This is a genomic window from Pseudomonadota bacterium, assembly GCA_022572885.1.
Taxonomy (GTDB): Bacteria; Pseudomonadota; Gammaproteobacteria; order Steroidobacterales; family MnTg04; genus MnTg04.
In genome coordinates this window covers 102,082-126,469 of record JACZVC010000001.1, presented here as the reverse complement: position 1 = coordinate 126,469, position 24,388 = coordinate 102,082, and the positions used below count along the sequence as shown (strand labels likewise).

Annotated in this window: 19 protein-coding genes and 4 tRNA genes; 17 read left to right on the top strand and 6 right to left on the bottom strand. The window is 57.6% G+C overall.

The features are described from left to right. The first annotated feature begins 29 nt into the window (after positions 1 to 29). Positions 30 to 995 carry a DUF3179 domain-containing protein gene (locus IIA05_00675; GenBank protein MCH9025613.1) on the top strand — a complete coding sequence of 322 codons (966 nt, stop codon included), beginning with the start codon at positions 30 to 32 and terminating at the stop codon, positions 993 to 995. 66 nt (positions 996 to 1,061) lie between these two features. Then, positions 1,062 to 3,242, top strand: a complete 2,181-nt coding sequence (locus tag IIA05_00670; GenBank protein ID MCH9025612.1) for a hypothetical protein — start codon at positions 1,062 to 1,064, stop codon at positions 3,240 to 3,242. A gap of 28 nt (positions 3,243 to 3,270) precedes the next feature. Here the strand turns inward: IIA05_00670 and IIA05_00665 are convergent, their stop codons facing one another. The 5 genes from IIA05_00665 to IIA05_00645 form a co-directional block, all read right to left on the bottom strand. After that, positions 3,271 to 4,035 (bottom strand): metal ABC transporter permease, encoded by a 765-nt coding sequence (locus IIA05_00665; GenBank protein ID MCH9025611.1) that lies wholly within the window; start codon positions 4,033 to 4,035, stop codon positions 3,271 to 3,273. Continuing rightward, positions 4,032 to 4,940 (bottom strand): zinc ABC transporter substrate-binding protein, encoded by a 909-nt coding sequence (locus IIA05_00660; GenBank protein MCH9025610.1) that lies wholly within the window; start codon positions 4,938 to 4,940, stop codon positions 4,032 to 4,034. The genes IIA05_00665 and IIA05_00660 overlap by 4 nt, the downstream gene beginning before the upstream one ends. 14 nt (positions 4,941 to 4,954) lie before the next feature. Then, positions 4,955 to 6,199, bottom strand: a complete 1,245-nt coding sequence (locus IIA05_00655) for an outer membrane beta-barrel protein (protein ID MCH9025609.1) — start codon at positions 6,197 to 6,199, stop codon at positions 4,955 to 4,957. 53 nt (positions 6,200 to 6,252) lie between these two features. After that, positions 6,253 to 6,564, bottom strand: coding sequence for a hypothetical protein (locus IIA05_00650; GenBank protein MCH9025608.1), 312 nt, complete (start codon positions 6,562 to 6,564; stop codon positions 6,253 to 6,255). 114 nt (positions 6,565 to 6,678) lie between these two features. Further along, on the bottom strand, positions 6,679 to 8,184 hold the full coding sequence (locus IIA05_00645) for a tetratricopeptide repeat protein (protein ID MCH9025607.1): 1,506 nt from the start codon (positions 8,182 to 8,184) through the stop codon (positions 6,679 to 6,681). Positions 8,185 to 8,286: 102 nt separating this feature from the next. On the opposite strand from IIA05_00645, the gene IIA05_00640 reads away from it, so the two are divergent. Together IIA05_00640 and msrA are read left to right on the top strand one after the other, a co-directional pair. Beyond that, positions 8,287 to 9,264, top strand: coding sequence for a class I SAM-dependent methyltransferase (locus IIA05_00640; protein MCH9025606.1), 978 nt, complete (start codon positions 8,287 to 8,289; stop codon positions 9,262 to 9,264). A gap of 5 nt (positions 9,265 to 9,269) precedes the next feature. Next, entirely contained in the window at positions 9,270 to 9,848 is a 579-nt protein-coding gene (gene msrA / locus IIA05_00635; protein ID MCH9025605.1) for a peptide-methionine (S)-S-oxide reductase MsrA, read from the top strand. Between the two features lie 67 nt (positions 9,849 to 9,915). Here msrA and IIA05_00630 read toward each other — a convergent pair whose 3' ends face one another. Then, the gene (locus IIA05_00630; GenBank protein MCH9025604.1) at positions 9,916 to 10,212 is read right to left on the bottom strand and encodes a PilZ domain-containing protein; all 297 of its coding nucleotides are present in this window, start codon (positions 10,210 to 10,212) and stop codon (positions 9,916 to 9,918) included. 263 nt (positions 10,213 to 10,475) lie between these two features. Between IIA05_00630 and IIA05_00625 the strand changes: the two genes are divergently transcribed. The 13 genes from IIA05_00625 (at position 10,476) to rpoC (ending at position 24,294) form a co-directional block, all read left to right on the top strand. Continuing rightward, a tRNA-Tyr gene (locus IIA05_00625) sits at positions 10,476 to 10,560 on the top strand. A 77-nt stretch (positions 10,561 to 10,637) separates the two neighbouring features. Further along, a tRNA-Gly gene (locus IIA05_00620) sits at positions 10,638 to 10,711 on the top strand. A 27-nt stretch (positions 10,712 to 10,738) separates the two neighbouring features. Further along, positions 10,739 to 10,813: transfer RNA gene (locus IIA05_00615), tRNA-Thr, on the top strand. Positions 10,814 to 10,912: 99 nt separating this feature from the next. After that, on the top strand, positions 10,913 to 12,103 hold the full coding sequence (gene tuf, locus IIA05_00610; GenBank protein MCH9025603.1) for an elongation factor Tu: 1,191 nt from the start codon (positions 10,913 to 10,915) through the stop codon (positions 12,101 to 12,103). 69 nt (positions 12,104 to 12,172) lie between these two features. Then, positions 12,173 to 12,248 (top strand) — tRNA-Trp (locus IIA05_00605). A gap of 52 nt (positions 12,249 to 12,300) precedes the next feature. Beyond that, a complete protein-coding gene (secE, locus tag IIA05_00600; GenBank protein MCH9025602.1) occupies positions 12,301 to 12,678 on the top strand; it encodes a preprotein translocase subunit SecE in 378 nt (125 codons plus the stop codon). Position 12,679: 1 nt separating this feature from the next. After that, positions 12,680 to 13,213 (top strand): transcription termination/antitermination protein NusG, encoded by a 534-nt coding sequence (nusG, locus tag IIA05_00595; GenBank protein MCH9025601.1) that lies wholly within the window; start codon positions 12,680 to 12,682, stop codon positions 13,211 to 13,213. Between the two features lie 121 nt (positions 13,214 to 13,334). Beyond that, positions 13,335 to 13,766 carry a 50S ribosomal protein L11 gene (gene rplK / locus IIA05_00590; protein ID MCH9025600.1) on the top strand — a complete coding sequence of 144 codons (432 nt, stop codon included), beginning with the start codon at positions 13,335 to 13,337 and terminating at the stop codon, positions 13,764 to 13,766. 1 nt (position 13,767) lies between these two features. Continuing rightward, positions 13,768 to 14,457 (top strand): 50S ribosomal protein L1, encoded by a 690-nt coding sequence (rplA, locus tag IIA05_00585; protein ID MCH9025599.1) that lies wholly within the window; start codon positions 13,768 to 13,770, stop codon positions 14,455 to 14,457. 319 nt (positions 14,458 to 14,776) lie between these two features. Beyond that, positions 14,777 to 15,304 carry a 50S ribosomal protein L10 gene (gene rplJ / locus IIA05_00580; protein MCH9025598.1) on the top strand — a complete coding sequence of 176 codons (528 nt, stop codon included), beginning with the start codon at positions 14,777 to 14,779 and terminating at the stop codon, positions 15,302 to 15,304. Positions 15,305 to 15,367: 63 nt separating this feature from the next. Further along, complete coding sequence (gene rplL / locus IIA05_00575; GenBank protein ID MCH9025597.1) at positions 15,368 to 15,745, top strand: 50S ribosomal protein L7/L12; 378 nt, start codon at positions 15,368 to 15,370, stop codon at positions 15,743 to 15,745. Between the two features lie 160 nt (positions 15,746 to 15,905). After that, on the top strand, positions 15,906 to 19,985 hold the full coding sequence (gene rpoB / locus IIA05_00570; protein ID MCH9025596.1) for a DNA-directed RNA polymerase subunit beta: 4,080 nt from the start codon (positions 15,906 to 15,908) through the stop codon (positions 19,983 to 19,985). A 4-nt stretch (positions 19,986 to 19,989) separates the two neighbouring features. Then, complete coding sequence (rpoC, locus tag IIA05_00565; GenBank protein ID MCH9025595.1) at positions 19,990 to 24,294, top strand: DNA-directed RNA polymerase subunit beta'; 4,305 nt, start codon at positions 19,990 to 19,992, stop codon at positions 24,292 to 24,294. Positions 24,295 to 24,388 lie beyond the last annotated feature (94 nt).

Here is a 24,388-nt window from a genome sequence, read left to right as displayed (position 1 = left end):
TTTATCCGGACCTGACCGCCGGGGGGCCCATGAACCAGAAAATTAAACCGATCGTGACTGCAGCCTTGCTCGTGTTCGTCATGTTGCCGGTGTTGCCTGTGCTTGCACAACGCCAATACGACACCGATATTCTCAAAGATACCTTTGCTTTCGATGACAGCACCCCTCGCAGCGTGGATTTCGACAAGCTGGTGCAGGCTTGCCCGGTGCGCGACTGCATCCGCTCAATCGACAACCCCAGGTTTGTAACATCAGACCAGGCCGGTTTCCTGAACGCTGACGACCTGATACTCGGCGTGGTTATCGGCGGCGATGTGCGCGCCTATCCGGCGAAAATTCTGGACCATCATGAAATCGTCAACGATACCGTCGGCGGCAAACCGATCGCAATTACCTACTGCCCCTTGTGCGGTTCAGGCGTGGCGGTCAGCCGGGTAATCGGGGGTGTCGTTACAGAGTTTGGCGTTTCAGGTGTCCTTTATAACAGTGACCTGGTTATTTACGACCGGGCCAGCAATACGCTTTGGAGCCAGATCGAAGGCGCGGGTGTGGTCGGGCCCAATACCGGTAAAAAACTGCAAACCTTGCCGGTCACGATGACTCGCTGGTCACGCTGGCAAAAAAAACATCCCGGCAGCAAAGTATTGTCGGCCGATACCGGGTTCGATGAAGACTATTCGGTGGACCGTTTCGCTGAGTATCGAGCGGGGACGAGGATTTACCTGCCGGTTTCTGACGAGGATGACCGCGTACATCCAAAAACCGTCGTGTTCGGTACCAGCATCGGCGGCCAGCCGGTCGCAGTTACCGAGGCGGCATTCAAAAACACCAGCCGGATTGAAGCCAGTTTGGCGGGCCGGGATCTGACGCTGTCGATGGCGGAAGATGGAACGGTAACCATCGGCGATAGCGACAGTCGTGAAAAATGGAGCACGGGGCGGCTTTTCTGGTTCGCCTGGTACACCTTCAATCCATCGACCGAGCTCGTCCAGTAACCCGTTATCTAGCGGAAACACTGTGCCCATAGCCCAATTCTGCTAGGTTTAGCGCCACCCAAGCGTATGGCGATAATGATGGGCGATGGCTTTTTCAAAGAACTACGGCGGCGCAATGTGTTGCGCGTCGGCTTCGTCTACCTTGTCGCCGCCTGGCTGATTCTCCAGGTTGCCGATCTGATCGTGCCGATACTCGGTGTGCCTGAGTGGTCATCCAAACTGATTTTTCTGTTGCTGATTCTGGGGTTTCCGGTTTCGCTGATCCTGGCCTGGGCTTTCGAGATTACCCCCGAAGGTCTGAAAAAAGAAAAAGACGTCGATCGCAGCCAGTCGATTACCAGCCAAACCGGGCGCAAGATCGATTTTGTCATCATCGGTGCGCTTGTGCTTGCGCTCGCCTACAGCATTTATTTCAAGGATGCAGAACCACCATCCGACACAGCGGTACCTGTACCGGCCGAAGACGGCACTCATTCGATCGCCGTGTTACCGCTAGTCAACATGAGCTCCGACCCGGAGACCGACTATTTTTCCGATGGCCTGGCGGAAGAATTGCTCAATCTGTTGTCCAAGGTGGATGCTCTGCGGGTGGCGGCGCGGACTTCGTCTTTCGTCTACAGGGGCGGAGACCAGAATATCCAGAAAATCGGCGCAGAACTGGGGGTGGGTCATATACTCGAAGGCAGCGTGCGGCGTGCCGGTAACCGGGTGCGCATAACCACACAGCTGATCAACGTGGCGGATGGTTTTCACCTGTGGTCGGAGACCTATGACCGGGAACTGACCGATATTTTTGCGTTGCAGGACGAAATCGCGGCGGCGGTGGTCAAAGCCTTGCGTATCGAGTTGCTCGATGAAGAGATTGCCCCGGAAAGAGTCGCGATCGATCCTGCGGCCTATGACCTGTTTCTCCGCGGCCGCGCCGAGCTCAACGAAAATGTCGCCGGTTCGCTGCAAAGGACGGCCGATTATTTGAAACGCGCGATCGAACTGGAACCGGACTATGCGGCGGCGATGGCCTTGCTGGCCAGTACCTTCCTGGACATGGACGAGTTTGGCTCGCTGTCGATCACCGAGTCGCTGCGTCTGAGCGGACCGCTGATCGAGAAGGCGCTCGAATTGAACCCGAATGACGCGGACGCGTGGGCGGCGCAAGGGTATCGCCAGTTGCGCCTCGATCAGACCGCGCTGGCCGGTGAATCTTTACAGCGAGCCCTCGAACTGGCGCCCAGCCATATTCGCGCGCTGGGCAAATACACGACCGTGTTGCTAGCCCAGGGAAGATTTCGAAAGAACCAGGAGATAAACCGGACATTGGCGAACCTGGACCCGCAAAATCCCAATCGTATCGGGGCGGTGGAAACGAATCTGGCCAATTTCGGCGAAAACGAACACATCGAAGAAACTTTGAGCCAGCTGCGAGAACGTTACTACAATGACCCGCGATATTTCGACATTTCCGCAACCTACTATCGGAACGCTCACCACTACGACCGCATGATCATGGAAATGCTGAGGACCCGCGTGCTGCGACCGGCGGATGCCTGGGCGCCAGGTCATATCGGCACGGTCTTGTTTGCGCTGGGCGTGGCCAATGCGGGCGAGCAATGGCTCGAACAGACCCGTCAGGTCAATCCGGATAGCCGGTACTTGTTGATGGCAGGCTATCAACGACTCCTGGTGTTGAAGCAATACGGGGAATTGACCGCTTTCATGCGCGGGGCGTGGATGCAGGAAGCAACTGAAGCGAATTACCTGGGGCTGGGGGCGGCGTTGTTGCTCGATGGCAAACCCGCAAAGACCTACGACGTGCTCAAGGAATCGCTGGCCAAATACCCGTTCGATCCGGAAACCGGTAACGTGAGTTTTAGCACGGAGAGCGCACTTTGGTTGATTCTGGCTGCACGTGCTGTGGGTGATGATGCGCTGGCCGGCGATCTGCTCGCAAAAGTCGGTATCCAGATCGGCAATGCCATCGAGCAGCGCTATTATGTCCTGAGTTTTCAGCAGTGGCGCGCCGCCTATTATGCGCTTGCCGGTGAACGAATCCGCGCTTTGTACACCCTGCAACAGGCGGCAGACAAAGGTTACTCGGTTCCTCACGATCTCGAGACGCCATTTTTCGATGACCTGAAAGCCAACCCGGATTTCCAGGCGATCCTTGTACAAGTGCGGGCCAACCAGGCGGCAATGAGAGAGAAAGTGCTGGCGCTGGATGGTCTGTTGCCAAAATCGAATGGTGGCTGATTCCACCCGCCCGGTACTGGCCGCGCTGTCAGCTTTCCCTGGAATTGCTGTATCGGAAACTGAGCATCAATGCCAGCCCGGCCAGCGTCCAGACGATGACCGGCCCGCTGGGAAGATCAAAAAACGCCGACAACACAAGCCCGGAAAAATAGGCCAGCACGCCCAGCGCGTAGGCCTGGGTCAGACCGGCGCGCCGCCCCAGGTTGCGGGTGGCGAGCGCCGGCAATATCAGGCTGGCAAACACCAGGTAAATACCAACCAGTTGCACGGACACCGTCACGCTGACCGCGAACAGCAGGTAGAAACCGGTGCGACCGAGTTTTTCCCGGATCGTATACCAGGCCAGCAAGACCGCGACGCTGACGATGGCGGCCGGGCCCAGCGTATGCCAGTCGGCCCACAGAATCTGACCCACCAGCAGGTCCTTCAATTCCTCGCCGCCGCGCGGGCTGTTGGCCAACAACAGAATTCCTCCGCTGGCGGCCAGCACGAACAAGCCGCCGATTATCGCCTCCTGGACATCGCCGCAGCGCTTCTCGGTCCAGGTCAGCAAAGCGGCGCCAATCAGCGCCGCCGAAACGGCCGCAAACTGCGCGGCCACACCGTGCGTATCCCAGCCGAGGACGCTGGCGGCGACGACGCCCAGCCCGGCCATCTGGGCAACCGCCAGATCGATGAAAATGATGCCGCGTTTGAGGACCTGCCGGCCGAGCGGCACGTGGGTTGCCAGCACCAGCAGACCCGCCAGGAAACCGGGGCCGAGAATACTGATATCCAGCGCGTCCATGTTCATTGCCGGTGTTCCAGCAAAATATCGAGCAGCGAGTCAAACAGGCCGAAAAGATCGTCCGCGCCAGCGGTGGCGCCAACCGTATGCGGGAGGACAACCGCAGGGACTCCGCTGCGCCTGGAGAGCCATTCTGTGGCGCGCGCGCTCTGGTAAACCGAGCGTACGGTCAGCGCGACATCCTGATTTTCTATCTGCCGCAGAAGACTGGACAGATGACCTGTACTCGGCGGGATACCCGGTTTGGGTTCGAGCGCCCCGACCTCGCGCAGGCCCAGCCAGTCAACGAGGTATACCCAGCTACGGTGATAAACGATCAGGCCCATGCCGGCCAGTGGTTTCGCGCGCTCGTTCCATTCGCTGATTTTTTCCTGCCAGCGCCGCTCAAAATCAGCATGACGCTGGCTGTAGTAATCGCCATTTTCCGGGTCGAGGCTTTGCAACCGCAACGCGAGTTCCGCGGCGACACTGCTAATGTTTCGCGGGTCGAGTTGAATGTGCGGATTACCAAAGGGATGCACATCGCCTTGTGCCCGATCAACGGAATCGGGAACCTCCAGCATATTTGCGTACGCGGACGCTTCGAAAAAACCCGGCTGCCCGGGGCGCACTTTCGGGTTGGCCGACTGGCGCAACAGCACCGGCAGCCAGCCGATTTCGAGATCGGCGCCGGTGCAGATCATCAGGTCAGCGCGCCGCAACCGGGCGATCAGGCTGGGCCGGGCCTGGATATAATGGACATCCTGCTGGGCGCGGGTCGCGGAAAAAATATCCAGTTTGTCACCGCCGAGTTCCTCCGCCAGTGACGCCCATTCGGGCTCACAAGTAAACACCCGTAACGCCGCTTGCGCCGGGAATCCGGCCAGGAAGAGGGCAGGCAAAAGCAAAATATTCAAAATGATTTTTTTCATGGCCATGCTTGGTCCTAAAACTGGTGTGCCCCATGGGCGCCGATGCTCATGACATATTGCAGCAGCACTCGCGTGTCGCTATCGGCCGAAGATTCGTCCCTGGAGAATTGCAGTCTGAGGCGGCTGAATTCGCTATTCGAAAAATCGACCATCGCGGTCAAACGCCGCGGATTCCTGCCGTCGTCGCTCAACGGCGTAACCACACTCAAAGCGGGAAGCTGGTTGCTGGACGACAGGCGGTCATAACGCAGGCCGACCCGCCAACGCGGTCTGAATTGATAGATGCCCTGCAAATAGAATCCCGACTGGCGCAGGTCGTACGGACCGCTTTCGTTGGCAACCCCGTTAAAAAAATCGACCTGCCCGTGTTCGTCTCGTTGCAGGTATTCACTTTGAATAATGAAATTCCTGGATCGCGGATTGCCGTTCTCAGCCCATTTCCAGACAAAGTCGGCGATAAACAGGTCGCCCTCGCCGGCAAACGTCAAGTCTGCCAGGGCCTCTCCACCATCACGATCGAGCGCATCGTAATCGAGATACGACAAGCCCGCTTTCCAGCTGTGGCTGATACCGATGTCGCCACCTGTTTTTACAAAAACAGAGTATGCGCCGGCGCTGCCGCCATCGTTTGCCGCCGGGAAACTGTTGCCCTGGAAAAACTCGACGCCCAGTTCGAGAAACCGGTTCATCGGCGCCAGCCAGCGCAGCTGCAAGCCGGTGTCGGCAAAGGTCGTACCGAGCATTGCCTGATACGCGAGCGGGGCATCGGCAAAATGCCAGGTGTGCGCATGAAAGACGTTGTGATAACCGATGCTGGAAAAGAACTTGCCGCCCTTGACGGTAAGCCCCGATGGCAGGTTCAGGGTCTGAAAATAGGCTTCTTCCAGCTCGACCTCGGTCCCGCCGCCGGCTTCCTCCACAAACGCCACATCGACAAAGCCATAATACTGGTCATCGATATTCGCGCTGATAACCAGCTCTGACTCATCAAGAGAAAATCCTTCGGCGATCGGCCCGGCTTCATCGTCGATCAGGAAACCGGAAATTTCAAAATCTTCGGCACGATTCGAATATACCGCATACTGTCCGTTGAGGATCAGGCTGATCGACGGGTTAAACTGGTTTCCGGATACCGATTGTGCGGAAGCCGCGCCATTGAGCAGACCAGCCGCGGTCAGAAATAAGCTGATTTGAAAAAACAGTCCGGGTCCTGGATGAGACGAGCGTCTGGGGAACACTTTCGAAGCGTTGTTGTGCATGAGGGACTCCACGATAATTATGATCGCCGCTTAACGCGGCGATGGACTGCAAATCATGAGATCGTCGGAGGCGGCGCGCGTATCGTGGTGTGGGAGAGGGTTCGGTTGGCCGACGCCGGACGGTCGCCCGTTTCGGCCGTGATATGAACAATTGTCAGCGAGAGGCGGTCATCGTTGTTGCCTAACAACTCGTCAAAGGCGTTAATGGCCAGGCAGGTCACGCAGGCTGACAAGTCGACCGACGTTTCGTGCAAAGCCTGGTGTGATGCGAGGGCGGCGTGGCCGCACACCATTGCCAGCACAATCAGCAAGGCGCGTATCGAATTTCTGCGGCGATTACCGGTGTGTGATCTGATTTCTCGCATGTATTCCCTGTACGAATGTCCGCAACATCGCTACTGAAACAGTGACCGCTAATTGGCGTACGGGTTCCTTCTTCCTGCCCAGGGCCAATATACCAGATGGTCGCCGGTGGTTTTTCAATCCCGGCGTTTTTCCGAGGGTATTGCATCGAAAGCGATACAGATTCTTTTCTGTTTGCTCTCGAAAGGTATGGTCCGATGATAGAAATAACTGGGAAAGATGAAATAGCTGCCGGCAACCGGGCGGAAGATTCTCAGACGGTGCTCGCCGCGGCAATTCATGGTTTGCGGTGGCGCGCCGAACTCGATCCAGCCGGCTTTACTTTCATCATGATCGTTTATTTCTTCGGGTACCTGGACGTAATAAACACCGCTTAGCCAGGCCCCCGGGTGTATATGCGGCAACTGGTGTCCCTGCGCATCCATGACCACCGCCCACATCGTGAGGCACCAGCTATCGGGCTTGCCGTCGAACAGGAATCCTGCCTTCTCCTCGTCCAGCGTCGCCAGGAAACGGCCGACACCTGCCGTGATTTCCTTTTCGACAATTGCGACCGGGCCTTTTTCTCCGGCCAGCAGGTCTCCGGTGTGACTGCCGTGGCGTGTAGCGTGGCCCGCTGGCTCGTAAACCAGCGTGGGGTGTTCGAGTATATGGGTAGCAAGCGTCCGATTGAACTCTTCGGTTGACTCATGATGATTTGCAACAGCCAGCTCGGTCTGAAAAATCAATTTGTCGAAATTAAGGAGTTCGATGTCCATGAGTTCGCAACCGGGCTCCTGGCCGGCGACCGCGGCCACTGCCAGGGCGCCGGTTTGTCCCGGTGCGCGCGCCAGGCATTGCCTGGCGATAGCGATTGCCTGATCCGGCTGGCCCATGCCGATCAGAAGATTGGCAATCTTGATTTGAATTTCCTGGTCATCGGGTGCTAGACCGGCCGCTTCCCGGTATGCGGCCAGCGCCTCATCGTCACGACCGAGTTCCTGCAAACTGACGGCCAGGTTGTTTTGCGCCTCGGCTTCCGGTTCCCCCGACAGCGCTTTCCGGTAGCTGGCAACCGCATCCTCGTAACGACCCAGGTTGTGCAAGGCCACGCCGATGTGGGTGGCAAGCCGAGGCCTGTCCGCAGCCAGGGTCTGCGCCTTGAGAAATGCGGCGAGCGCCTGGTCCGGCTCATCCATGGCCAGATAAACCAGACCCGCGTTGTGCCACGCGGACACATAATCCGGTTTGATCTGCAACGCTTCTGAAAATGCGTCTGCTGCCTCGTGATGCCTGCCCTGGGCACGCAACGCGAAGGCCAGGTTGTGCCAGGGCTCGGCATTACCGGGTTCGATTTCCAGCGAACGGCGGAAAGCGCTTTCCGCGGCCGTCGTCTGCTGCAGGTTGTTCAGGCTTTTGCCCAGCGCGTTGTGCCAGTTCGCCTCGTCCGGTTGCTTTGACAAAGCCGCCTCGAAATCCTCAGCCGCGGCCTGGAAGCGGCGCTGGAGATGCCGGAGGCTGCCGCGTAGCGCAAGAAGCTCCTCGTCGCCAGGGGTTTTCGACAAGGCTTTCTCGATCCCGGCGTCGGCCAGCTCGAGTTCGCCGCGATCCAGTTGTGTGCGAATGGATTCGATATCGTACATTGGGCCACCGTCTTGGTGAAATGCAGGTTAGCTAAAGGTGGGACTTTATTAAAGCCGGGCGGCAGGTGACAATCGGTGTTTTCCGCAAACACGAGTCGCAGCTTGAACGAAAAACAGGATTTTTGGGGTGAATACTGGGCGGCGGGTCCGTTGACCTCGATGGTCGATGGTTTCGAGACCAATTATCAGGGCGAACTGCGCGACCGCTGGCTGAAGTTTTTCTCCGTTTTCCCCGCCCGCTCGCGGCTGCTGGATATTGGCACCGGCAATGGCGCGATCGCGATGTTGGCGGCGGAATATTCGCGTAGTGAACAGCGGGATTTTGAACTTCACGGGGCAGACCGGGCCTCGATAGATCCGCGGCGGTCGCTAAAGGAAAAGGCGGCACTCGTTGACTCGATCACCTTTCATTCGGCAGCGTCGGCCGAAAATCTGCCCTTCGTAGATCAGTGGTTTGATGGCGTCAGCGGTCAGTATGCATTTGAATACACGCGGCACGCGGACGCGCTGGCGGAACTGTGGCGAGTGCTCAAACCGGGCGGTCGAACCTGCTTTATCATGCACGATCACGGATCGGAGGTGCTGCGCAGGGGCGGCGAGCAGTTGCGGCAGATCGAGCTGATCGAAAAGCTGAAATTTTATGACGCAGTCGATGCGCTGATCGAGCAAATGAGCCTGATGAACGAGGGCCGGGCGGCCGCCGGTAATGAGGAGGCGGAAAAAAGGCGTCACCAGGTCAACGAAAAAGCTGCGCGCCTCAGCACCGAGGCAGCGTCGTCTTTTTCACCCGAATCTCTGCGCCTGGCAATGGGATTTGGCAGCCGTGCGCTGGAGGTCCTGGGTCCAAAGGGTATGGCATCGGCCCGCGAACAAACGGCCAGGGGCAGAAAGGAACTTGCCGGCGCCAGGCTGCGCTATGAAGATCTTGTCAAAGCGGCGGGTCCGGCGGGGCAGAGCGAGGCCATCGTGGCGCTGGCACGGGAACAAGGTTTCGTTGACCTGGTTCTTGAGCCGGTGAAACATGACCGTAGCGTATTGATCGGCCAGCAACTGACCATGCTGCGACCGCGGGAAGGGTGACAAAAATGGCGGATGACAAACGCTGGATTCATTTCATCAATGGCAACGTATTGCAGCCACCGTTTCCGGAAGACAGTGAGTCGGCGGTGTTCGGTATGGGGTGTTTCTGGGGCGCCGAAAAATTGTACTGGTCGCTGGCGGGCGTATTTTCCACCGCTGCGGGCTATGGCGGGGGACAAACGAAGAACCCCAGCTACCAAGATGTTTGCTCGGGAGATACCGGCCATGCCGAGCTCGTCAGAATCGTGTATTTTCCAGCGCAGATTTCTTACATGGACTTATTGAAGGTTTTTTGGGAAGGCCATGACCCGAGTCAGGGGATGCGCCAGGGCAACGATATCGGCAGGCAGTACCGCTCGGTGATCGCATACTGCACCGGGGCGCAGAAGGAGCAGGCCCTGGCAAGCCGTGAGTCGTATCAGCAGCCGCTGAACCATGCCGGCTTCGGCAAAATAACGACGGAAATCACGCCGGCCGGTGAATTCTACCTGGCTGAGGAATACCACCAGCAGTACCTGGCAAAAACCCCTGATGGTTACTGCGGTCTCGGTGGGACCGGCATTGCCTGCGCGGTCGGCGTTTAGCGGCCAAGCCACCGCCTGTTGCGATTCTTGACGACTGGCAGGCTAAAGCCGCGGTATGACCGCAGATTCAATAAAGGGTGTCGCTGCCGGTCAGGGTCATGTGCAGCCCGGCGCCAACCGTGCTGACATGCGCAATCTCCGCGGGGCGTCTGTGAATCCGGGTTACCTGGCCCAGGTTGACGGCGAATATCAGCTCGACCTGGGTGCCGCGCATCAGGTCCAGGGTGTCGGTTTCGACAAACACGCCTCTGGAGCTGACGTTGCGTGCAATGCAGCGTCTGCCACCGGTTCCGGGTATCGACAAGTACACCGTGGTCGTTGCCTTGTGTCGCAGATTGACTCTTCGCTCAGGTTTTTTTGCCACCCAGTCCATCCTTTATTATTTTCGTCGGATCGGCAGGCATATTATGCACGGGATTGGCCATTTGTTAAGCGCCAGTTTTCATAATAAGGGAGAATTCAGGATGTTCTTTTCCAGGGCTGCCCCCGACCCCGCCAGCGGGTATCATCTGAGTGGTCGAGCCCTTTCGTGGCATAGCTTGCCGGTGATGCGGCGCAAACGACATTTTACCCGCTTTTTGTTGACACGCATTATCTTGCCAAGCACAATAGCCGGCTTGGATTCGCGGAGGGGTACCCAAGCGGTCAACGGGGGCAGACTGTAAATCTGCTGGCTATGCCTTCGTAGGTTCGAATCCTACCCCCTCCACCAACGCATGAAACAAAAAATCTTTTAAAAACAAAGATTTATTTGTCTGAATGTTGTCGGTGAAGGTGGTGGTTTTCGCGGCGGGTGTAGTTCAAAGGTAGAACCTCAGCCTTCCAAGCTGATGATGTGGGTTCGATTCCCATCACCCGCTCCATCAGGCAACAAGCTGGAAATGAACATGGCCCACATAGCTCAGAGGTAGAGCACTTCCTTGGTAAGGAAGAGGTCACCGGTTCAAATCCGGTTGTGGGCTCCACTCACCGAGGTGGCGCGTCACAAACGGAACTGACAACGGGGGATCGGCAGAAACCGGGCCCGGATTTGGCGTAAACAGTATTGGAACGGGGAGAATATCGTGTCCAAGGAAAAATTTGAACGTACGAAGCCGCATATCAACGTAGGCACGATTGGTCATGTGGATCATGGCAAGACGACGCTGACGGCGGCATTGACCAAGCTGATGGCTGAGAAGCACGGCGGCGAGTATCGTGCGTATGATCAGATTGACAATGCACCGGAAGAGAAGGCGCGGGGGATCACGATCGCGACGGCGCACGTGGAGTACGAGAGCGCAAATCGGCATTACGCCCACGTTGACTGCCCGGGTCATGCCGATTACGTGAAGAACATGATCACCGGGGCGGCGCAGATGGATGGCGCGATTTTGGTGGTCTCGGCGGCCGATGGCCCGATGCCGCAGACCCGCGAGCATATCCTGCTGGCCCGCCAGGTGGGCGTGCCGTACATCCTGGTGTATATGAATAAGGCGGACATGGTGGATGACGCCGAGCTGATCGAGCTGGTGGAGATGGAGATCCGTGAGCTGCTGTCGATTTACGAGTTCCCGGGCGATGACACGCCGATCGTGGTGGGTTCGGCGCTGAAGGCGCTGGAAGGCGACGACAGCGATATCGGCGTAGCCAGCGTATTGAAGCTGGTTGAGGAAATGGACCGCTATATTCCCTTGCCCGAGCGTGCGATCGACGGTGATTTCCTGATGCCGGTCGAGGATGTGTTTTCGATTTCCGGTCGCGGCACGGTGGTGACCGGTCGTATAGACCGCGGGGTTGTGCATGTGGGCGACGAGGTGGAGATCGTCGGGATCAACGAGACCACCAAGACCACCTGTACCGGTGTAGAGATGGTCCGCAAGCGGCTCGACGAGGGGAGGGCTGGCGACAACGTGGGGGTTTTGCTGCGCGGCACCAAGCGCGAGGAAGTGGAGCGCGGCCAGGTGCTGGCGAAGCCGGGTTCGATCCACCCGCACACCAAGTTTGAAGCCGAGGTGTATGTGCTGACCAAGGAAGAAGGCGGTCGTCACACGCCGTTTTTCAAAGGCTATAGGCCGCAGTTTTATTTTCGGACCACCGATGTCACCGGCGCGGTATACCTGCCCGATGGCACCGAGATGGTGATGCCGGGCGACAATGTGCAGGTCACGGTTGAGTTGATTGCACCGATCGCCATGGAAGAGGGTCTGCGCTTTGCCATCCGTGAGGGTGGCCGGACCGTCGGCGCCGGCGTCGTCGCCAAGATCATCGAGTAGTTTTTTTAACACAGGTATGCGACCGTGGATTTCCGGTCGTGTGTCCGCTTTATCCGCGAGAGGTACAACAGGCCAGTAGCTCAATTGGCAGAGCGGCGGTCTCCAAAACCGCAGGTTGGGGGTTCGATTCCCTCCTGGCCTGCCACGGTTCCGGAGAGCCCCGGCGGCTGCATTGACGACTGATTCTGCGATCATCCATGAACGCCCAGACCGAAACCGGTGCCAGCGCACTGGATAAAGTAAAGCTTTTGCTAGCGATCGCCGTTCTGATCAGCGGGATCGGCGGCTATTACTATTATCCGGATATGTCGGTCCTGATCAGGGCGGGCGGCGTTCTGGCGTCTGTAGTGATCGCCATCGCCATCGTCATGCAGACTGCAATGGGCCGGAACGCGTGGCAGTTCATCCAGGGGTCGCGTGTAGAGTTACGCAAAGTGGTCTGGCCGAATCGGCAGGACACGACGCAGACCACGCTGGCGGTAATTGTTTTCGTCATCATCCTGGGCGTGTTTTTCTGGGGTCTGGATATGGGTCTGTTGTGGGTAACCAAGACTTTGACCGGGCAGGGAGGCTGACATGGCCCTGCGCTGGTACGTAGTGCATGCCTACTCGAATTTCGAGCACAAGGTGAAAAAATCGCTGGAAGAGCGTATCGAGCTCGATGGCATGCAGGATAAGTTTGGCGAGATTCTCGTCCCCACCGAAGAAGTGGTGGAAATGAAGAATGGCCAGAAACGGCGGAGCGAAAGAAAGTTTTACCCGGGCTATGTGCTGGTGCAGATGGATATGGACGAGGAGACCTGGCACCTGGTGAAGTCAGTACCCAAGGTTTTGGGGTTTATTGGCGGGACCAGCGACAAGCCAGCGCCAATTTCCGAGAAGGAAGCGGAGGGCATCGTGCAGCGGGTTCAGGAAGGTGTCGACAAGCCGAGGCCCAAGGTGCTGTTCGAGCCCGGCGAGTTGGTGCGCGTGGTTGACGGGCCATTCAACGATTTCAACGGAGTCGTCGAGCAGGTCAACTATGAAAAGAGTCGTCTGCAGGTTGCTGTGCAGATACTCGGACGCTCCACACCGGTGGAGTTGGATTTTTCCCAGGTCGAAAAAGCCTGAGGCGGGTTTCAGGATGAAAACAGCGGCTGGAATTACAAGGACGAGGCCGGTTTGCCGGCATGTCGGAATGGAAGCAGGCGGGGAGCCGCAAGGCGTTTGCACCCAAACGAGGATTTAAATCATGGCCAAGAAAGTTCAGGGATTTATCAAATTGCAAATCCCGGCTGGCCAGGCTAACCCCAGCCCACCGGTAGGACCGGCGCTGGGCCAGCATGGCGTCAACATCATGGAATTTTGTAAAGCCTTCAATGCCCATACCCAGGGTGTCGAGCCCGGCTTGCCGATTCCTGTGGTGATCACGGTTTACAGCGATCGCAGCTTCACCTTTATCAGCAAGACACCGCCCGCCGCGGTCTTGCTGAGGAAAGCCGCGAAAATCAAGAAAGGCAGCGGCACGCCGAATACCGAGAAAGTCGGCAGGGTCAGTCGCGCCCAACTCGAGGAAATTGCCACCGCCAAGGAGCCGGACCTGACCGCTGCCGATATGGATGCGGCCGTTCGCACGATCGCGGGTACGGCCCGTAGCATGGGCATAGAAACGGAGGGCGTTTGAGATGGCCCGGATCAGCAAACGCAAAAAATCCTGGGCTGACAAAATCGAGCCGGGCAAGGCTTACGCCGTTGACGAGGCGATAGCGTTGGTCAAGGAAATGGCCACGGCCAAATTTACCGAGTCGGTCGATGTGTCGGTCAACCTGGGCGTGGATCCTCGCAAGTCCGACCAGGTCGTTCGTGGCTCGACCGTGTTGCCGCATGGTCTTGGGAAAACGGTGCGCGTGGCGGTTTTCGCCCAGGGCGACAACGCTGAAAAGGCGACGAAAGCCGGCGCCGATATCGTAGGTTTTGAAGACCTGGCCAAAAAAATCAAGGCTGGCGAACTGGACTTCGACGTTTTGATTGCGACCCCGGATGCGATGCGGGTAGTCGGTCCATTGGGGCAGATTCTGGGTCCGCGCGGGTTGATGCCCAATCCAAAAGTTGGCACGGTGACCGCCGATGTGGCATCCGCCGTAACCAATGCCAAGGCAGGGCAAGTACGTTATCGAACCGACAAGGCCGGGATCATCCATTGCCCGATCGGGGTCAGCGGCTTCGAAGTCAAGGCGCTGCGGGAAAATCTCGACGCCTTGCTGTCCGACCTGGTCAAGGCAAAGCCGGCATCGGCCAAGGGCATATATATGAAAGGCCTGACCCTGTCGTCGACTCAGGGACCGGGGATACCGGTGGATCAGGCCACGATTTGAGTACCGGAGTGGTTGTCGGGTTGGTCGGCGATTTTTGTCGGCTGAGTTCGGGAACCGCAAGGGAGTGCATGAGAGCCGGAGCAATCCGGTAATCGTCAAAGACCGCAGGTGAGTGACGCATGGCTGTAAAGACGCGGCCGGATTGTGGAACTTTTAATTGAGGCTATCGGCCTGCGCAGACGGTGTTACCCACGTCAGCATCCTGTGCTGGAGGGCCACTGTCGAAGCTGCGATGGCGGAAACGCCGGAGCATTCGTGAGGGGGTGGAACAGGAAGTTCCTCCTTATTTATAGATGGACCCTTTTTTCAGGAGGTAACCATGCCATTGCGTCTGGAAGACAAAAAAGCACTTGTCGCAGAGGTCAATGTAGTGGCCGCCAATGCTTATTCAGCCTTGGCGGCTGAGTATCGTGGACTGACTGTTACGCAAATGACGGAGTTGCGCAAACAAGCGCGCGAGTCCGGTGTTTACCTGCGTGTGGTCAAGAACACGCTGGCGCGCAGGGCGATCGAAGGCACTGAATTCGAGTGCCTGGGCGAGATCCTGAATGGCCCGTTGCTACTGGCGTTCTCTCAGGAGGACCCGGGCGCAGCGGCCCGTGTGGTGAAAAAGTTCGCCAAGGAAAACGACAAGCTGGTAACAGTCGGTCTGGCCATTAGCGGCAATTTGCTGCCGGCCGCCGATCTGGATCGTTTGGCATCACTGCCAAATCTCGAGCAGGCACTGGGCATGCTCGCAGGCGTCATACAGGCGCCGATCACCAAGCTGGTCCGCACTCTTGCCGAACCGCACACCAAACTGGTGCGTACGCTAGCGGCTGTTCGCGATCATAAGCAGGCGGCATGACCCGCTACTGACCTGACGACTAATCAATATATTTGTGTGGGTAACACAACAGGAGTTTTAGAAATGGCTGTATCGAAAAACGAGATTCTCGAAGCAATCTCCAAGATGAGCGTGATGGACGTTGTTGAACTGATTTCCGACATGGAAGAGAAGTTCGGCGTGTCCGCTGCTGCCCCCGTGGCGGTTGCCGCAGCACCGGCTGCCGGTGGCGAGGAGGCAGCCGTGGAACAGACCGAGTTTGAGGTCGTCATGACCTCGTTTGGCGCCACCAAGGTGCCCGTCATCAAGGTCGTTCGCGCATTGACAGGTCTCGGCCTGAAAGAAGCCAAAGACCTGGTGGAATCCTCTCCCGCCTCGATCAAGGAAGCGGTAAACAAGGACGAAGCCGAGGACGTCAAAAAGCAGCTTGAGGAAGCTGGCGCAAGCGTTGAAATCAAGTAAGCGGAAGCTGCTTGCTATGTTTTGCGGGTACGGGCATTGCCCGTCAACCGGGATCGGCTGGTGATTGTGATCGCCGGCCTTTTCCCGTTTCTGTTTTATGCCGGGCTGAAAGCCGCTGTATAGCGGCCTGATGCAACAGCCCGAACCGAGGTAGCACACGATGGCATATTCGTTCACTGAGAAAAAGCGCATACGCAAGGATTTTGGCAAACAGCCGAGTATTCTTGATATACCTTATCTTTTGTCCATACAACTCGATTCGTACCGTAAATTTCTGCAGGTCGATATCGAGGCGAAAAAGCGCAAGGACATGGGCTTGCACGCAGCATTCAAATCGGTGTTTCCGATTGTCAGTTATTCCGGGAATGCCGCGCTACAGTATGTGAGCTATCGTCTCGGTGTGCCGGCATTCGATGTCAAGGAATGCCAGCTCCGCGGTCTGACCTATTCGGCCCCGTTGCGGGTACTTGTCGATCTCGAAATTCGTGACAAGGAAGCGCCGGGCAGTGTAAAGCCGGTGAAGGAAATCCGTCAGCAGGAAGTCTATCTTGGTGAGATGCCGCTGATGACCGATAACGGTACTTTTGTGATCAACGGAACGGAGCGCGTCATAGTCTCGCAGTTGCATCGCTCGCCGGGCGTGTTTTTTGACCACGACAAGGGCAAGACCCATTCATCGGGAAAATTGCTGTTCAACGCGCGGGTCATCCCGTATCGCGGTTCATGGCTTGATTTCGAGTTCGATCCGAAAGACTGCATTTTTGCCCGCATCGATCGCCGCCGCAAACTGCCGGTCACGATTATTCTGCGTGCCCTGGGGATGGACGACGAGGAGATTTTGTCCACGTTTTTCGAATTCAACAACATTACGCTGGGCAAGACAGCGATAAAAATGAAGCTGTTGCCATCGCGGTTGCGCGGAGAGCCGGCGCCGTTCGATATCAAGGTGGGGCGCAAGATCATCGTCGAAGAGGGGCGTCGCATCAGCGCCCGCCATGTCAAGCAGATCGAGGACGCCAAGATCAAGGAACTGGAGATATCTCCGGAATATCTTGAAGGCAAGATCCTGGCGCACAACATCGTCAATAAGGAAACCGGCGAGCTGCTGGCCAAGGCCAACGACGAGCTGACCGTGGAACTGATCGAGCAGTTGAGGGAGGCCGGCGAAAAGAAAATACAGACTCTGTATATCAATGAGCTGGACAAGGGCCCGTTTATCTCCAATACGCTGCGTATCGATCCGGCCACCAATCGCCTTGAGGCGCTGGTCGAAATTTATCGCATGATGCGTCCTGGCGAGCCGCCGACCAAAGATGCGGCGGAGAACCTGTTTAACAATTTGTTTTTCAATCCGGAGCGTTACGACCTGTCGGCTGTTGGGCGCATGAAGTTCAACCGCAGGGTTGGTCGCGACCATTCCGAGGGCTCGGGTGTACTCAACAAGGAAGACATCATCGCCGCCCTGCGTACGCTGATCAATATCCGCGACACCAATGACACGGTCGATGATATCGACCACCTGGGTAACCGCCGTATCCGCAGCGTTGGCGAAATGGCCGAAAACGCATTCCGTATCGGCCTGGTTCGCGTCGAGCGCGCGGTCAAGGAACGGCTGAGTCTGGCCGAATCCGAAGGGCTGATGCCGCAGGAGATGATCAACGCCAAACCGGTGGCAGCGGCGGTCAAGGAATTTTTCGGTTCCAGCCAGTTGTCCCAGTTTATGGATCAGAACAATCCTTTGTCGGAGGTTACCCACAAGCGGCGCGTGTCGGCGCTTGGGCCGGGTGGTCTTACTCGTGAGCGTGCCGGCTTCGAGGTTCGTGACGTTCACCCGACTCACTATGGCCGGGTGTGCCCGATCGAAACACCCGAGGGTCCGAATATCGGCCTGATCAACTCGCTGGCGGTTTATGCCCGCACCAACGAGTACGGTTTCCTCGAGACACCGTACCGCAAAGTGAAGAAGGGCAAGGTCAGCGGCAAAATCGAGTACCTGTCGGCGATCGAGGAAGGCCAGTACATGATTGCCCAGGCCAACGCGAAACTGGACAAGCTCGGGCGTTTTACCGAAGACCTGATTTCCTGCCGTTCCCGTAACGAGTTCACGATGGCCAACCCGGATCAGATCAGCTATATGGATGTTTCGCCGCGGCAGATCGTATCGGTCGCCTCATCGCTGATCCCGTTCCTCGAGCATGACGATGCCAACCGCGCCCTGATGGGGTCGAATATGCAACGTCAGGCTGTGCCCACGGTGCGTGCTGAAAAGCCGTTGGTGGGAACCGGGATGGAACGCATCGTCGCCATAGACTCGGGTGTTACCGTGCTCGCGCGTCGCGGCGGCGTGGTCGATTTGGTCGATGCGTCCAGAATCGTGGTGCGCGTCAATGACAAAGAGACTGGCGCCAACGAATCGGGCGTGGACATTTATAATCTGACCAAGTACACGCGCTCCAACCAGAACACCTGCATCAATCAGCGCCCGCTGGTAAAAGCCGGTGACCAGATCGAGCGCAACGATGTGCTGGCCGACGGGCCGTCAACCGATATGGGTGAACTGGCGCTGGGCCAGAACCTGATGGTCGCGTTCATGCCGTGGAATGGCTACAACTTCGAAGATTCCATACTGATCTCGGAGCGCCTGGTCCACGAGGATCGCTTTACAACCATCCACATTGAAGAGCTGACTTGCGTGGCGCGCGATACCAAGCTGGGTTCCGAGGAAGTCAGCGCGGATATTCCCAATGTCGGCGATTCGGCGCTGGCCAATCTCGACGAATCGGGAATCGCCTTTATCGGTGCAGAAGTCAATGCCGGCGATATTCTGGTGGGCAAGGTTACGCCAAAGGGCGAGACTCAGCTCACGCCGGAAGAAAAACTGTTGCGGGCCATTTTTGGCGAGAAAGCATCGGATGTTAAAGACACTTCTTTACGGGTCCCGCCGGGGATGGATGGAACCGTTATCGATGTCCGGGTGTTTACCCGTGACGGCGTCGAGAAGGACGCGCGTGCGCTGGCGATCGAAGGTAGCGAGCTGAAGCAGGTCAAGAAAGACCTCAACGATCAGCAGCGGATCCTCGAAGAAGATATCTTCCAGCGGATCGAGAAAATGCTGCTCGCCAAGGTCGCCGACGGCGGTCCGAACAAGCTGAAAAAGGGTAGCAAGATCACCAAGGCCTACATCGAGGAATTATCGCGAGACCAGTGGTTTGAGATTCGATTGCACAACGACAATGCGGCGGGCAAACTCGCCCGCGCCAAGGAACGCCTCGAGGAGCAACGCCGGGAATTCGATCTCCGCTTCGAAGAGAAAAAGCAGAAAATTACGGCAGGCGACGACCTCGCCCCGGGCGTGCTCAAAATGGTCAAAGTGTATCTTGCCGTCAAGCGCCGCATCCAGCCGGGCGACAAGATGGCTGGCCGGCATGGCAACAAGGGCGTCATCTCGACCATCGTACCGGTCGAAGACATGCCTTATCTTGAAGATGGCACGCCGGTCGACATCGTGTTGAACCCGCTGGGTGTGCCATCGCGCATGAACGTCGGCCAGGTGCTGGAAACGCACCTGGGCTGGGCGGCCAAGGGACTCGGTCGAAAAATTGCCGCGCTGCTGGATCAGCAGCGGCCGATAGCCGAACTGCGCAAATACCTCCACCAGATTTACAACACCACCGGTGGCAAGCAGGAAGACCTCAAGTCCTTCAGCGACGCGGAGTTGATTGAACTGGCGGGTAATCTGCGCGACGGCGTGCCGATGGCGACACCGGTATTCGATGGCGCGGACGAGAGCGAGATCAAGAACATGCTGGAACTCGCCGGTCTGGCCACCGATGGTCAGAGCATTCTTTACGACGGCCGTACCGGTGAGCGGTTCGACCGACCCGTAACCGTGGGTTATATGTACATGCTCAAGCTTAACCACCTCGTTGACGACAAGATGCATGCGCGCTCAACTGGGCCGTATAGCCTGGTTACCCAGCAGCCGCTGGGAGGTAAGGCACAGTTCGGCGGCCAGCGCTTCGGTGAGATGGAGGTCTGGGCGCTGGAAGCCTATGGCGCCGCCTATACGCTGCAGGAAATGCTGACGGTCAAGTCGGATGACGTGCAAGGCCGCACGCGTATGTACAAAAACATTGTTGATGGCACGCACATGATGGATGCGGGTATGCCCGAGTCCTTCAACGTGCTGGTGAAGGAAATTCGCTCGCTGGGCATCAACATTGAACTTGAGCAGGATTGAGCCAATGAGAGATTTACTGAAATTTGCAAAGCAGCTGACTCCGAACGACGATTTCGATGCGATTCGCATCGGGCTGGCGTCGCCGGAAATGATCCGTTCGTGGTCCTGGGGTGAAGTCAAAAAACCTGAGACCATCAATTACAGGACCTTCAAGCCGGAACGCGATGGCTTGTTCTGCGCCAAGATTTTCGGCCCGAACAAGGATTACGAATGTCTTTGCGGCAAGTACAAGCGCCTGAAGCATCGTGGCGTGGTCTGCGAGAAATGCGGTGTCGAGGTCGTTCAGTCGAAGGTGCGCCGCGAGCGTATGGGCCACATCGAACTGGCCAGCCCGGTTGCGCATATCTGGTTTTTGAAATCATTGCCGTCGCGTATCGGCCTGATGCTGGATATGACGCTGCGCGAAATCGAGCGCATCCTCTATTTCGAGGCCTTCGTCGTTATCGACCCCGGCATGACGCCGCTGGAGCGTGGGCAACTGCTTTCGGACGAGGCCTATCTGGATACCATCGAACAACATGGCGATGATTTTGACGCCAGGATGGGCGCGGAGGCGGTTTATCAACTGCTGGGGAGCCTGGACCTCAACGCCGAAGTCGTGAAAGTCCGCGAGGACATGGATGCCACCGGTTCGGAGACCAAGCTAAAAAGGTTGTCCAAGAGGCTGAAGCTGCTGGAATCTTTTATCTCCTCGGGCAACCACCCGAAGTGGATGGTGCTGACCGTCCTGCCGGTGCTGCCACCGGACCTGCGTCCGCTGGTGCCGCTTGATGGCGGCCGTTTTGCGACTTCCGATCTGAACGATTTATACCGCCGCGTTATTAACCGCAACAACCGCCTGCGCCGGCTGTTGGAGTTGAACGCACCGGATATCATCGTGCGCAACGAAAAACGTATGTTGCAGGAATCGGTCGATGCGCTGCTCGACAACGGCAGGCGCGGCCGTGCGATCACCGGCACCAACAAACGCCCGCTGAAGTCGCTGGCTGACATGATCAAGGGCAAGCAGGGGCGGTTTCGCCAGAACCTGCTCGGCAAGCGAGTGGACTACTCCGGCCGTTCGGTCATCGTGGTCGGTCCTACGCTGAAACTGCACCAATGCGGGTTGCCAAAGAAAATGGCGCTCGAGCTATTTAAACCCTTTATTTTCAGCAAGTTACAATTGCGTGGCGAAGCGGCGACGATCAAATCCGCGAAACGCCTGGTTGAACGCGAAGGCCCGGAAGTCTGGGATATCCTCGAAGAGGTGATTCGCGAGCACCCGGTAATGCTCAATCGGGCGCCGACGCTGCATCGCCTGGGCATCCAGGCATTCGAGCCGGTGCTGATCGAAGGCAAAGCGATCCAGCTTCACCCGCTGGTCTGTACGGCGTTTAATGCCGACTTCGATGGCGACCAGATGGCGGTTCATGTGCCCTTGTCGATCGAGGCGCAACTCGAAGCGCGCGCGCTGATGATGGCATCGAACAATATTCTTTCGCCGGCCAATGGTGACCCGATTATCGTGCCGTCACAGGATGTGGTGCTCGGTCTTTATTACATGTCGCGGGAGCGCATTAATGCGCGCGGTGAAGGCAGTATGTTTGCCGACGTCGCCGAAGTACATCGTGCCTACGAGAACAGGCACGTTGAGCTGCAGGCCCTGGTCAAGGCCCGGATAAAGCTAACGATGTTCGATGAACAAGGGGAGAAAACCACAACCTGCAAGGTTTACGACACCACCGTGGGGCGCGCGCTGCTCAGCGAGATATTGCCCGAGGGGCTGTCATTCGACCTGGTTAATCAGACCATGGACAAGAAAGCGATTTCGCGAGTCATCAACGCTTGCTACCGCGACGTCGGTCTGAAAGAAACGGTCGTTTTCGCCGATCGCCTGATGTACACCGGATTTCACTATGCAACGCGTGCCGGTATATCCATCTGCGCTAACGACATGGTTGTGCCGGATGAAAAGGCGGAGATCCTGACGGCGGCCGAAGCCGAGGTAAAGGAAATCCAGGATCAGTACTCCTCCGGATTGCTGACCGATGGCGAGCGCTATAACAAGGTCGTGGATATCTGGTCGCGTACCAATGATCAGGTGGCCAACGCGATGATGAAAGAGTTAGGCACCGAAGTGGTGGTTAACGCCAAAGGCGAGAAGGTCAGCCAGGAATCCTTTAACTCAATTTATATGATGGCTGATTCGGGGGCTCGTGGTTCGGCGGCACAGATCAGGCAACTGGCCGGGATGCGTGGACTGATGGCCAAACCGGATGGCTCGATTATCGAGGCGCCGATTACCGCGAATTTCCGGGAAGGCCTGGATGTCCTGCAGTACTTTATCTCCACTCACGGCGCGCGCAAGGGTCTGGCCGACACTGCACTGAAAACTGCGAACTCGGGTTACCTGACACGACGCCTGGTCGATGTTGCGCAGGACCTGGTCGTCACAGAGGAAGATTGTGGCACCACGGCCGGTCTGATAATGACTCCGTTGGTCGAAGGCGGTGACGTGGTCGAACCGCTGAGCGAGCGTGTGCTGGGCAGAGTCCTGGTCAGGGACGTCGTCAAACCCGGAAGAAAAAAAGAGGTGGTCGCGACGACCGGTACGCTGTTGGATGAGCACTGGGTGGATATGCTGGAGCAGAACCAGATCGACTCCGTAATGGTCCGCTCGCCGATCGCTTGTGAAACCCTGTATGGAGTCTGCGCAAGCTGTTATGGGCGCGATCTGGGTCGTGGCGATCGGATCAACATCGGCGAAGCCGTGGGTGTAATTGCCGCGCAATCGATCGGTGAACCCGGTACCCAGCTGACGATGCGGACCTTCCATATCGGTGGCGCCGCATCGCGTGCCGCAGCCGTCAACAGCGTTGAGATCAAGAGCAAAGGCACGGCACACCTGCGCCACATCAAGACTGTGCAGCACGCCAAGGGGCATCTGGTCGCGGTATCGCGTTCAGGCGAGCTTGGCGTGATGGACGAATACGGTCGCGAACGCGAGCGTTACAAGATCCCCTACGGTGCGATGATTACGATCCGCGACGGGGCAAAAGTCGAGCCAGGGCAAATGGTCGCGACCTGGGACCCGCACACCCACCCGGTCGTCACCGAAGTGGACGGATACATCCGCTTTGAGGACTTTGAAGATGGCGTGGCCGTCAGCCGCCAGGTCGATGAGTTTACCGGCCTGACCAGCATCGAAGTACTGGATGCCAAGCAGCGCACGGCTGTGGGCCGCGATCTGCGTCCGACCGTCACGCTGATGGACAAAAAGGGTAAGGACGCCAAGCCGGTTTGTTTTGCCAATACCGATATTCCCGCGGTCTACGCCTTGCCAGCGGGAGCGCTGGTCAACAAGGAAGACGGCGCCAAGGTGTCTGTCGGTGATGTGCTTGCGAGGATACCGCAGGAAACCTCGAAGACCCGTGATATCACGGGTGGTCTGCCGCGCGTGGCCGATCTTTTCGAGGCCCGCAAGCCGAAAGAAGCATCGATTCTGGCCGAACATACCGGTACGGTTAGTTATGGCAAGGAAACCAAGGGTAAGCGCCGCCTCGTGATCACCGATGAGAACGGCGAGGCACACGAGGAGTTGATCCCAAAATGGCGGCACCTGAACGTGTTCGAAGGCGAGCAGGTCGAGCGCGGCGAAGAAATTGCCGATGGCGAGCCCAATCCGCATGACATTCTGCGTTTGCAGGGAGTAGAGCAGCTGGCTGACTACCTGGTTCGCGAAATCCAGGACGTTTATCGGCTGCAGGGCGTTAAAATCAACGACAAGCATATCGAGGTGATCATTCGCCAGATGCTGCGCAAAGTTGAGATCAAGGATCCGGGCGATACCCGCCTGTTGAAGGGCGAACAGCTGGATCGCGCCAGGCTGATCGAGTTGAACCAGGAAATGGAACGCATGAACAAGAAGCAGGCCGAGCTCACGCCGGTGCTGCTGGGCATCACCAAGGCCTCGCTGGCCACCGAATCGTTCATTTCGGCGGCCTCTTTCCAGGAAACGACCCGGGTTCTGACCGAGGCAGCCGTTCGCGGTTTGCGCGACGATCTTAGGGGACTGAAGGAGAACGTGATCGTCGGACGCCTGATACCCGCCGGTACCGGCATGTCGTATCACCGCAAACGGCGCCGTTCGAAGGCTGAAGCGCTGGCGGATCAGTTGATTCAGATCCCCGCTGCTGAAGAAGCCGAGGCAGAAACTGCCACGGTGGAGGCACCGGGCGCTATCGAAGAAGCAGTCCAGGCTCAGGCCGCGGAAACGGCTGCGCCGGTGCTTGTCAAGGAGGCCAAAGAGGCAGCGGACGAGCAGGCCTGAGGCCGGCTGGCAAACCGGTTCCGGGGCGAGTGTGGAGTTGGGGGTTTTTCGCCCGACTTTGCTTGACACCCGGGGGGCCGGTTCATAAAATTCG